The 10888-nt window shown below is 64.3% G+C and carries 9 protein-coding genes; 1 reads left to right on the forward strand and 8 read right to left on the reverse strand.

Features of this window, described 5'->3' with window-relative positions; genetic code table 11:
- The 5 genes from IV498_RS11395 to IV498_RS11415 form a co-directional block, all read right to left on the reverse strand.
- Positions 1 to 334, reverse strand: a 334-nt coding sequence (locus IV498_RS11395; protein ID WP_269046705.1) for an SIS domain-containing protein, incomplete at its 3' end; no start/stop codon positions are given.
- A complete protein-coding gene (locus IV498_RS11400; RefSeq protein ID WP_269046707.1) occupies positions 331 to 975 on the reverse strand; it encodes an orotidine 5'-phosphate decarboxylase / HUMPS family protein in 645 nt (214 codons plus the stop codon). The genes IV498_RS11395 and IV498_RS11400, both read right to left, overlap by 4 nt.
- 113 nt (positions 976 to 1088) lie before the next feature.
- Complete coding sequence (locus IV498_RS11405) at positions 1089 to 2063, reverse strand: sugar kinase (protein WP_269046709.1); 975 nt, start codon at positions 2061 to 2063, stop codon at positions 1089 to 1091.
- Positions 2060 to 2830, reverse strand: coding sequence for a fumarylacetoacetate hydrolase family protein (locus IV498_RS11410; protein ID WP_269046711.1), 771 nt, complete (start codon positions 2828 to 2830; stop codon positions 2060 to 2062). Before IV498_RS11410 ends, IV498_RS11405 begins: the two co-directional genes overlap by 4 nt.
- A complete protein-coding gene (locus tag IV498_RS11415) occupies positions 2827 to 4209 on the reverse strand; it encodes an MFS transporter (protein WP_269046713.1) in 1383 nt (460 codons plus the stop codon). The genes IV498_RS11410 and IV498_RS11415 overlap by 4 nt, the downstream gene beginning before the upstream one ends.
- Positions 4210 to 4380: 171 nt before the next feature.
- Here IV498_RS11415 and IV498_RS11420 point away from each other — a divergent pair, with 171 nt between their 5' ends.
- A complete protein-coding gene (locus IV498_RS11420; protein WP_269046715.1) occupies positions 4381 to 5184 on the forward strand; it encodes an IclR family transcriptional regulator in 804 nt (267 codons plus the stop codon).
- A gap of 49 nt (positions 5185 to 5233) precedes the next feature.
- On the opposite strand, the gene IV498_RS11425 is transcribed toward IV498_RS11420, so the two are convergent.
- The 3 genes from IV498_RS11425 to IV498_RS11435 form a co-directional block, all read right to left on the reverse strand.
- The gene (locus tag IV498_RS11425; RefSeq protein ID WP_269046760.1) at positions 5234 to 5794 is read right to left on the reverse strand and encodes a hypothetical protein; all 561 of its coding nucleotides are present in this window, start codon (positions 5792 to 5794) and stop codon (positions 5234 to 5236) included.
- A gap of 109 nt (positions 5795 to 5903) precedes the next feature.
- Complete coding sequence (gene dxs / locus IV498_RS11430) at positions 5904 to 7877, reverse strand: 1-deoxy-D-xylulose-5-phosphate synthase (RefSeq protein ID WP_269046716.1); 1974 nt, start codon at positions 7875 to 7877, stop codon at positions 5904 to 5906.
- Positions 7878 to 8030: 153 nt separating this feature from the next.
- Positions 8031 to 10856, reverse strand: a complete 2826-nt coding sequence (locus tag IV498_RS11435; RefSeq protein ID WP_269046717.1) for an aconitate hydratase — start codon at positions 10854 to 10856, stop codon at positions 8031 to 8033.
- Between the last annotated feature and the right edge of the window lie 32 nt (positions 10857 to 10888).

The raw sequence follows: 10888 nt of genomic DNA on the forward strand, positions 1-10888 counted from the left end.
CGGACTGCTGCGCCACCCGGACCGTGCCCGCCGTCGTGCCTGATCCCGAAATCGCCACGACCACGTCGCCGCGTTGAACCGACGGCGTGGTGCTTTCCCCGATGACGTGCACCGGCAGGCCGAGGTGCATCAGGCGCATCGCAAACGCCTTTGCCATCAGGCCACTGCGGCCCTCGCCGGCGGCGAAGATTCGCGGCGCGCCGGCCAACACATCAGCCAGGCGTCGGACATCCTCCCGCTCGACGCGCTGCACCACCGTGGTGATCTCGGAAAGGACGACGTCCAACAAGTCCAATTGCTGCTGGCCGGATGGGGCCATGTTGGTTTTCTTCATCGCGATGCCACCCCACGTTCGGCGGCGTCAGCGGCGGCACGGACTGTCCGGGCCGCCGCGACAGGATCGCCGGCGCCGGTGATCGCGGAACCAACGATGGCGCGGAGATTCTGGACTCCGCCAAGCGAAGCCAGTTCGTGCGGTCCGAGGCCACCGGCAACGGCCACCGGATGTCCGTAGGCCCACGGCCCCAGGAGGTGGCCCGGCTCGGCACCGGATTGCTGCGCGTCCTTGCCGATATGCGCGGCCAGCACAACGTGGGAGGCCAACCGGGCCGCCAGTGCAGAGCGCCTCAGCTCCGGCACCACCATCAGGTCGACGACGGCTTCCAGGCCCCGCTCCGCAGCCACCCGGACTGCCGTGTCGACGGTAACATCCTCCGCGAGGGCCAGCACCGTTGCCGATGATGCACCGGCATCGAAGGCTAGTCCGAATTCGAACGCGGCGTCGTCCACGGTCTTGAGGTCGGCCAGGACCGGCTTACCAGCGGCGGCCTCGACAATCTGTGCCACCGCGTCCACACCGTAGTGCTTAACGAGAGAGGTGCCCACCTCGATCCAATCTGCATAGGGTGCGACGGCTCGGGTGATGTCGATTGCCCGCCGTAGTGACATCCGATCGAGTGCGATCTGCAGCTGCACTGGTTACTTCCGTTCTGCTGGGTGGAGCTTTCATGGTTCGATTTACAGTGCGTCCTCGGCCAGGTCCGTTCAAGACGGGTCCTTACCCAGGTCCGCCCACGACAGGACGGGACTCAATTCAGGGCAACCGCCAGGTGCTGTTCCGCCAGGAACGCGGCAAGCGACGGCCGGTCCGGAAGGCCGTCCTTGTCGCCGCTGCTGGTGGTGGCAAGCGCGCCGATCGCCGCGGCCCTCTCCAGCGCGGCCTCGACCGACAGGCCTTCCAGGTGCGCGCTGATCAGGCCGGCGGCGAACCCGTCCCCGGCGCCGACGGTATCGACCACCTCCACCGGGAAGATCGGGCGGTCCCAGCGGCCGGCACGCGTGTGCAGGGAGGCGCCCTGTACGGCGGCCTTCACGATGACGCGTTCGGCACCGAGGTCCAGGTAGAACCGGGCCACCTGGTCCGCGTCTGCACCGGGCAGACCGGACAACAGGCGCCCCTCGGTCAGACCAGGCAGAACCCAATCGGCGGTGGCGGCAACATCGTTTGTCACCTGGATCATTTCTTCCTTCGACGCCCAGAGGCCGGCCCGCAGATTCGGATCAAAAGAGACCGTCGATCCGGATTCCCGGGCTATCGTGATGGCCCGGAGCGTGAAGGCACGTGTGCTGGGCGAGAGCGCGAGCGGTATTCCTGTCACGTGGAGATGGCGTCCCAAGGCGATATAGGCATCCGTGGCGGGCGACGGCGCCAGGCGGCTGCCGGCCGAGTTCCTCCGAAAGTACGCGACTTCGGGGTCCCCACCGTCCGCACGGCTCTTGAGCTGGAATCCCGTGGCGGCCTCTGGGTCAAAGGAGACCGCAGCGGTGTCGACGCCGTGGCTGGCCAGCTCCGCGAGCGCAAAGCGGCCAAAATGGTCCTCCCCCACGCGGCCCACCCAGCCAACTCGATGGCCCAGCCGGGCGAGCCCGATCGCGACGTTCGTTTCCGCTCCGGCCAAGGCACGGTTGAAATTCGCCGCGCGTTCCAATGGCCCCGACTCGGTGGCAACGAACATCGCCATCACCTCCCCGAAGGTGACGACATCGAGCATCTGGCCGTTCACGACTCTGCCCCGGCGGCCGCGGGGACGGGATCCGCAGCCGCGGTACTCTCCAGCTGGCCGAGCAATGGTGAGCTGATCGAGACCCTGTCCCCGGGCTGAATCCTGCCGACCTCACCGGGGGCCCCGGTGAGCACCACGTCCCCGGGTCCCAGCGTCATGAAGGAGGTGATGTACACCAGCACCTCCACGACGCTTCGAGCCAGATTCGCGGTGCTTCCCGATTCGAGCGGCACTCCGTTAATGCTCAAGGTGAGCTGCACCTCCGAGGGATCAAGCCCGGTTTCGAGCCAAGGTCCCAGCGGGGTCCAGCCGTCGAAGCCTTTGGCTGTTGTCCAGAGCGGATCGCTCACTTGGAGGTCCCGCGCAGTGACATCGTTTGAGAGCGTGAAACCGAGCACGTGCCGGAGGGCGTCCGCCGGGGTGAGGTGCCGCGCCGTCCGGCCGATCACGACGGCAAGTTCGGCTTCGGCGTCCACCCGTCCAATGCCTGGCGGTATCGGGATTGCGCTCCCGGGACCGGTCAGCGCCCGGGCCGGTTTGAAAAAGGCCTGCGCCGGCAGATTCCGATCTGCGGGCCCGGTGTTGTGCGCCATGCCCACCACGTTCATTGGTGTGGCCGGCGGCAGCAGGCGGGCGCCCCTCAGCGGCACCCGCTCACCGGTGGCAACCGCCGCGCCCGGCCACGGGTCCTCGATCAGCACCAGGGTGGGACCGTCGACGACGGCCCACCTGGGGCCGCCGTCGTGCTCTACACGGGCGAGCCTCACGCACGCCCTCTTCGGCTCTCGCTGGAGAGCGGCAGCTGCGCCCCGGGTAGCGTGCGTGAGCCTGCGGCGGAACGCACCCACAACATGATCGCGGCCGCCGCGGCAAGGGACGCGGCCATCAGCAGGAAGGATGCCGAGGAGGAACCGGTGAGGGAATCGAGCCATCCGACCAGGTAGCTGCCGATGAACCCGCCGATGGCACCGAAGGAGTTCACCACGGCAATGGCCGGTGCCGCGATTGCCCGCGGCAAGAACTCGGAGATGTTCGCAAAGTACGGGCCGTAGGGTGCGTACATGGCGGCGCCGGCGATAATCAGCAGCGGATAGGAGAGCCAAAAACGATCCGGACCCAGAAGGTATGAGCCGTAGAAGGCAACAGCCCCCAGCGCGAGCCACGGCCAGACGTACCGGTTGCGGTTTCCCGAGCGGTCGGAGGCGCGGCTGTTGATCACCATGACGATGATGGCCAGCGCGTAGGGCGCGCCGGAGAGCAGCCCCGTCAAGCCGATGCCTTGGCCGGATCCGGCTTTGACAATGGTCGGGAGCCAGAAGACGAACCCGTAGATGCCCAGGCTCCAGAGCAGGTATTGGATGGAGAGCAGGACGACGTTGCGCGAGCGGAGCGCGGCCGTCAGGCCACCCTGGACCGCGGGGATCGACTTTTGTTCGGCCTCCAGTGCATTGATGACCTGGTCCCGCTCCGTGGGGTTGAGCCACTTCGCATCTTGTGGCCGGTCGGCCACCAGTTTACGGAAGACGAAGGCCCAGATAATCGCCGGGATGCCTTCAAGAATGAACATCCAGCGCCATGAGGTCGCCTCGATCAGGAATCCCGACACCACCGTCAGCCAGAGTACCGTGACCGGGTTTCCGAGGATCAGGAAGGTGTTCGCCCGGCCGCGCTCGGCCTTGGTGAACCAGTGAGCCAGGAAGATGACCATGGCTGGGAGCACCGCGGCTTCGACGACGCCGATGAGGAACCGGACGATGATCAGGAGGGTCACATTTTGGATCACGCCCTGGGCTGCCGCGAGAACGCCCCAAAGAATGAGGCTCCAGAAAATCAGCGTGCGCACGCTGCGCTTCTCCGCGTACTGCGCTCCTGGCACTTGGAAGAGGAAGTAGCCGATGAAGAACGATGCGCCGATCAGCGCGGAAACGCCGCCGGTGATCCCGAGATCCTGCTTCATCCCACCGGCGACGGCGATCGAATAGTTCGACCGGTCCAGGTAAGCCAGGCTGTAGGTGATGAAGGCGATCGGCAGCAGTCGTGCCCAACGCTGATGGCCCAAAACGTCTCCCACCGTGGTGCCCGGGTTGGGCGAGCGCCCGGCTCCGGTAGATCCCTGGGGCTGGTGCGCCCCTGATTGCGTGTCCATATAGGCTCCCTTGCCAGAATTGGAGGATTATCTGTAACTCCCATATTATGGGAGCAACTCTCATCAGATAGAAACAGCATGCCTCCGGTCCCGTGCCCCTGTCAAGGAATTAGTTCAGCATCCGGGCGATGTTCCCGTATGGTGGGAGTCGAGAGAGCTTTGGAGGCTGAGATGACCGAAACTGCTACCGAGGTTGATGACCCGGCAGAAGTGCCGAAAAGCAGCGAACGGGACATGGTGGCCAAGGCTTTGGGCCTGCTGGGCCGGCTGGGCGAGCACCCAAACGGCGCCGCAGCCGCCGAGCTGGCACGTGAGTGCCAGCTTCCGCTAAGTACCGCACACCGGCTGCTGGGGTCACTTGTCCGGAACGGCTTTCTGGAGTTTGAGCCGAAATCGCGCCGCTACACCTTGGGCCTTCAGGTGTTCGTGCTCGGGCAGTCCGTAGCCCAAGCCCGCGGGCTGACGGGGATGGCGCGTCCGATCCTGGAGGAAGTCTCAGCGCTGACGGGCGAGGCAACGCTGATGGCGGTCCGGGACGGGAATCAGCAACTGTACGTCCACTCGGTCCAGGGGCCCCAAGGCGTCAGCGTTATCGGCAGGCCGGGTGCCCACGGTCCACTGCACTGCACCGCCCAGGGCAAAGTACTGGTCTCCATGGCACCACAAACCATTCGAGAAGACCTGTTGAGCAGCCTGGAGCTAACCGCCAAAGGCCCCAACTGCATCACCGACCGCCAGCTTTTCCGTGCGGCCCTAGACGAAGTGCGGACCCGCGGTTGGGCCTTGGCCGATCAGGAACACGAGGCCGGCATCCGCGCCGTGGCTGTCCCCGTTCTCGGACCCGATGGCGTGGCACTCGCCGCGATCTCGACCGCCGCGCCGGCCTACCGGACCAGCATCGAACAGCTCATCGAATACGTGCCGGTGCTCACGGCCGCCGCTCGCCGGATCGCCGTTCGGATGCCGTCGCGCTGAGCTCCGGTTACTAGCCCCCGCTACAAGTCCCCCGGCTCCAAGAGCCGGGCTACAGCGCGAAGGTCCCGCCCGGCTGCGGCGAGTGCTTGAGTTTGACGGCCGCCGGGTCTTGATTCGGAGCGACGCCGATGCTGAGTTTGGTGAAGTCCAGCCTGGCATCCCGGAGGCAAGCTTTGATGCCTGCAACGGCTTTCGCCGGGTCCGGTGCCAGTGTGAAGATATTGAGTTTGCCACCACCCAGTTCGGTCCGATCGACGATGCCGATTCCCCGCCAGGCGAAGTGGGACGTGATGGCGTCTTTGGCCTTGCGCTCGAGGTAGCGGTCCCGCTCCGTGCCCTCGGTGGTCTTAAGTGCGTATTGGGCAATCACCCAATACTGTTCTTCGGGCGGGATGACGGTGTATCCGTCCTGGCTGCATTGTTCCTGAAACGCGGCAAGGAGGGCCTCGGCGGCTTCGGCGGACGCAACATCGCTCTCCTGGGTGGCGCTCTGATGCCCCACGGCGCCGTGGTTGACCACCAGTTGCCCGTCATCCTCGTCGTACCACGACTCGCGGAACTGCAGCACGCCGTCCTCGGACTTCCGGTACATTCTGACAATGCTCATGATCGTCCATTCTTGAACCAGGCGGCACCTAACCCGTCGAAGGGTGACTGCCGCGCTTTAACTGCCGCTTGAAAGCGGTTCGTGGGTTGCCGAGCCCATGGGTTGCCGACGGTCACAGCTGTGGAAGCTGTCCGGTGTGCGGGGCCGGAGCCCCCGGCAGCGGGCGGGCGAAGGGGACCTTGGTGCCCAAGACTTGGGCGACGACGTCGTGCGCCACGCGCTGGGCGGTCAGGCCCACCCGTTCCAGCACTTCCGATCGGGTGCCATGATCGAGGAACTCAACCGGCAAGCCCACCTCGTTCAGTGCCGTGTCGATGCCGGCAGCCCGCATATCTTGCCGCAGGCGGGATCCCACTCCACCTGCACGGACGCCGTCTTCGATCACAATCACAATCCGGTGCTGGTCCGCCAGCGAGATGATCGACTTCGGGACCGGCAGCACCCACCTCGGGTCCACCACCGTGGAACTGATGCCTTGGGCCCCAAGCCGGTTCGAAACGTTCAGCGCCAGTTCGCTCATGGCGCCCACGCTGACAATGAGCACATCGTTGTCCACGGATCCAACCGGACGGCGTGCCAGCACGTCGACGCCGTCGTGCAGTCTCTCGAGCGCTTCGACTTCGGCGCCGACACTGCCTTTGGAGTACCGAACCACGGAGGGGCCATCCTCAATGGCCACGGCCTCACGCAGCTCCTCGCGCAATCGGCTGGCGTCGCGCGGTGCCGCCAGATGCAGGCCCGGAACGATCTGCAGCAAGGACATGTCCCACATGCCGTGATGGCTGGCGCCGTCGGGTCCTGTTACTCCGGACCGGTCCAGCACCACTGTCACACCGGCCTTGTGCAGGGCAACGTCCATCAGAAGCTGGTCAAATGCGCGGTTCAGGAAGGTGGCATAAATAGCCACCACCGGGTGCAGTCCGCCAAACGCCATCCCCGCTGCGCTGGTGAAGGCGTGCTGCTCGGCAATGCCGACGTCGATCACCCGGTCGGGGTGACGCTCTGCAAACTTGTGCAGGCCAACGGGGATGAGCATGGCACCGGTAATGCCCACGATGTCCGAACGCTCATCGGCAATGTCCGCAATTTCGTCGGCGAAGACACCAGTCCACGACTTCCCGCCGGGAGCATCCAGCGGCTCCCCGGTTTCGGGATCGATGATGCCCACGGCATGGAACTGATCGGCCTGATGCGCCCGGGCGGGAGCGTATCCACGACCCTTCTCCGTCATCGCGTGGACAATGACCGGGCCGGCATAATTCTTCGCTGTGGTCAGCGCGGCCTCCATCGCTTTCTGGTCGTGGCCGTCCACGGGGCCAATGTATTTCAGCCCCAAATCGTCAAAGAGTCCCTGCGGCGCCCACCAATCCTTGACGCCTTTTTTGGCGGCGTGCAGGCTCTTGTAGATGAACTGCCCGCCCAGACCTCCGCCTTGCAGCCGGGCTTTGGCCCAGCCCATTGTGTCCTCGTATTTGCGGTGCGTGCGGACCTGGTCGATGGCTGGCCGCAGTGAGGCAAGGTAATCAGCCAGCCCGCCGACGGTTGGGGCGTACGAGCGGCCGTTGTCGTTGACAACTATCACCACCCGCCGGCGTTTATCCGCGGCGATATTGTTTAACGCCTCCCACGTCATGCCGCCGGTCAGCGCACCGTCGCCCACCACGGCGACGACGTAGCGGTCACCTTCGCCGGTCAGCTGACGCGCCCGTGAGATTCCGTCAGCCCAGGACAGCGACGAGGAGGCGTGAGAATTTTCGACGATATCATGCACGGATTCGGCGCGTGATGGATAGCCGGAGAGGCCGCCCTGCTGGCGAAGGTTGGAGAAATCCTGCCGGCCGGTCACCAGTTTGTGGACATAGGACTGATGGCCGGTATCGAAGACGATGCTGTCGCGGGGGGAATCAAAGATCCGGTGGATGGCCAAAGTCAGTTCGACGACGCCAAGGTTAGGTCCCAGATGTCCCCCGGTCTGGGAAACATTGCTGATCAGGAAGCGGCGGATCTCCGCCGCCAACTGTTCCATTTGATCGCTGCTGAGCTTGCTGAGGTCCCGCGGATGCGCGATGGTCTCCAAAAGTCCCATAGATACCCTCCTCGGAAAATCGGCCGGACGTGGATTTAACTCTAACGCGTGGTCGGCGCCTACCGTGCCGGACCTGTCCGGCAACGGCAAAACCCCGGGCCGAACGGTTTCCCGTCCGGACCGGGGCCGGTTGATGCCTTCAGCGTCAGTGGCTCAGTTGACCGAAATCTGCCGCAGGACGTACTGCAGGATGCCGCCGTTGCGGTAGTAGTCGGCTTCGCCGGGCGTATCGATGCGCAGATCGGCGTCGAAGGACTTCTCTGAACCGTCCGCGGACTTGGCGCGCACGGTCAGCGTCTTGGGCGACGCGCCCTCGTTCAGGGCTGTCACTCCCTCGATGGAAAAGATCTCCGTGCCGTCCAAGCCCAGCGTTTCTGCGGATTCGCCCTTGGGATACTGCAGCGGCAAAACGCCCATACCGATCAGGTTGGAGCGGTGGATGCGCTCGTAGCTCTCGGCGATTACGGCCTTGACGCCCAGCAGCGCGGTTCCCTTGGCTGCCCAGTCGCGGGAGGAACCTGAGCCATACTCCTTTCCGGCCAGCACCACCAGCGGCGTACCGGCCGCCTGGTAGTTGACCGAGGCGTCGTAAACGAACGCCTGCGGTGCGCCGTCCTGGCTGAAGTCCCGGGTGTAGCCACCTTCGACCCCGTCGAGGAGCTGGTTCCTGATCCGGATGTTGGCAAACGTTCCACGGATCATTACTTCGTGGTTTCCCCGGCGCGAGCCGTAGGAGTTGAAGTCCTTGCGCTCCACGCCGTTCTCCAGCAGGTACTTCCCGGCCGGGGTATCCGATTTGAAGGATCCCGCCGGGCTGATGTGGTCCGTCGTAACGGAATCGCCCAGTTTGAGCAGCACCCGGGCATCGGAGATGTCCGTTACGGGCTCCGGTGTTGCCTTCATGCCCTCGAAATACGGTGGCTTGCGCACGTAGGTGGACTTGGCATCCCACTCGAAGGTGTCCCCTGCCGGCGTGGGCAGGGCCCGCCAGCGCTCGTCGCCGGCGAAGATGGCATCGTAGGAGTTGGTGAACATCTCCTTGTCAATGGAGGCGTCCATGACTTCCTGGACCTCGATGGGGTTGGGCCAGATATCCGAAAGGAAAACGTCCTTGCCGGCCTCGTCCTGGCCCAGCGGATCGGCTTCAAAATCGAAGTCCATCGTTCCGGCCAGAGCGTAGGCGATGACCAGCGGCGGAGAGGCAAGGTAGTTCATCTTGACGTCCGGATTGATCCGGCCCTCGAAGTTCCGGTTGCCCGAAAGGACCGCCGTGACGGAAAGGTCGTTATCCGCGATGGCTTGGGAGATCTCCGGTTCCAACGGTCCGGAGTTACCAATGCAGGTGGTGCAGCCATATCCAACCGTGAAGAAGCCCAGTTTTTCCAGGTACGGGATCAGCCCGGACTTCTCGTAGTAGTCAGTGACGACCTTCGAGCCGGGAGCAACCGAGGTCTTGACCCATGGCTTGGACGCCAGGCCCTTGTTGACGGCATTGCGGGCCAGCACCGCGGCAGCCAGCATCACCGAAGGGTTGGAAGTGTTGGTGCAGGAGGTGATGGCGGCGATCGACACCGCACCGTGGTCCAACTCGAACTCTTTGCCGTCCGCAGTGGTTACGTGGATCGGATTGGTAGTGCGGCCATCGGCGTTGGCAGCGGCGGAGACCACCTTGCGGCTGTTGTCCGAGACCCGGGTGCCCGGATGCGTGAATGAGGGCGCGTCGGAGGCCGGGAAACTTTCCTCCAGGGCCTCGTCCACCGTGTTGCCCTGCGCTTCCGCGTCCCCGGCGACATAGTTTTTCAGGTCCTCGCGGAATTGCGCCTTCGAGGCAGTCAACTCAATGCGGTCCTGCGGTCGCTTCGGACCGGCAATGGACGGCACGACGGTGGAGAGGTCCATTTCCAAGTACTCGGAGAACTTGATCTCGATGGAGGGATCGTGCCACATCCCCTGTTCCTTGGCGTAGGCCTCCACCAGGGCCAACTGCTCTTCGGAGCGGCCGGTCAGGCGCAGGTAGTCCATCGTGACCTCATCGATGGGGAACATCGCAGCGGTGGATCCGAATTCCGGGCTCATGTTGCCGATGGTGGCGCGGTTAGCCAGCGGCACCTCAGCGACGCCGTCGCCGTAAAATTCCACGAACTTGCCCACGACGCCGTGCTGGCGCAGCTTCTCGGTGATGGTCAGCACGACGTCGGTCGCGGTGGCTCCGGCAGGAATAGCACCGGTGAGCTTAAAGCCCACGACGCGCGGGATCAACATGGAAACGGGCTGGCCAAGCATGGCAGCCTCGGCTTCGATGCCGCCGACGCCCCAACCAAGCACGCCAAGACCGTTGACCATGGTGGTGTGCGAATCGGTGCCGACGCAGGTGTCCGGGTAGGCGCGCAGGACGCCGTCGACCTCCCTTGTCATGATGGTGCGCGCGAGGTATTCGATGTTGACCTGGTGCACAATACCCATGCCTGGCGGGACAACCTTGAAGTCGTCAAAGGCCGTCTGGCCCCAGCGCAGGAACTGATAGCGCTCGCCATTGCGCTGGTACTCCATGTCCATATTGCGTTCGACGGCGCTGGCGTTGCCAAACACGTCGATCTGGACAGAGTGGTCAATGACCATTTCGGCCGGAGCCAGCGGATTGACCCGCTTGGGGTCCCCTCCGAGCTCCTTTACCGCCTCGCGCATGGTCGCAAGGTCCACGATGCAGGGAACACCCGTGAAGTCCTGCATGATCACGCGTGCGGGGGTGAACTGGATTTCGGTATCCGGCTGTGCATCCGGATTCCAGCCGGCCAGAGCACGGACGTGGTCCGCAGTTATGTTGGCGCCGTCTTCGGTGCGCAACAGGTTTTCCAACAGCACCTTCAGGCTGAACGGAAGGTTTTGGGCACCTTCTACCGAATTCAACCGGAAAATCTCGTACTCGGTCCCGGCTACATTGAGTATGCCTTTGGAACCAAAACTGTCCACATTCGTCATGATTGGACTCCTCTCGCCACAGCCTTTATCTT

Origin of the sequence: Paenarthrobacter sp. Z7-10 (genome assembly GCF_026932795.1) — a bacterium.
Classification (GTDB): Bacteria; Actinomycetota; Actinomycetes; order Actinomycetales; family Micrococcaceae; genus Arthrobacter_M.

Bases quoted from the DNA above. Each gene is read 5' to 3' on its own strand.
- IV498_RS11415 (WP_269046713.1), bottom strand. From the start codon at position 4,209: ATGGACACGCAATCAGGGGCGCACCAGCCCCAGGGATCTACCGGAGCC.
- IV498_RS11420 (WP_269046715.1), top strand. From the start codon at position 4,381: ATGACCGAAACTGCTACCGAGGTTGATGACCCGGCAGAAGTGCCGAAA.
- dxs (WP_269046716.1), bottom strand. From the start codon at position 7,877: ATGGGACTTTTGGAGACCATCGCGCATCCGCGGGACCTCAGCAAGCTC.
- IV498_RS11435 (WP_269046717.1), bottom strand. From the start codon at position 10,856: ATGACGAATGTGGACAGTTTTGGTTCCAAAGGCATACTCAATGTAGCC.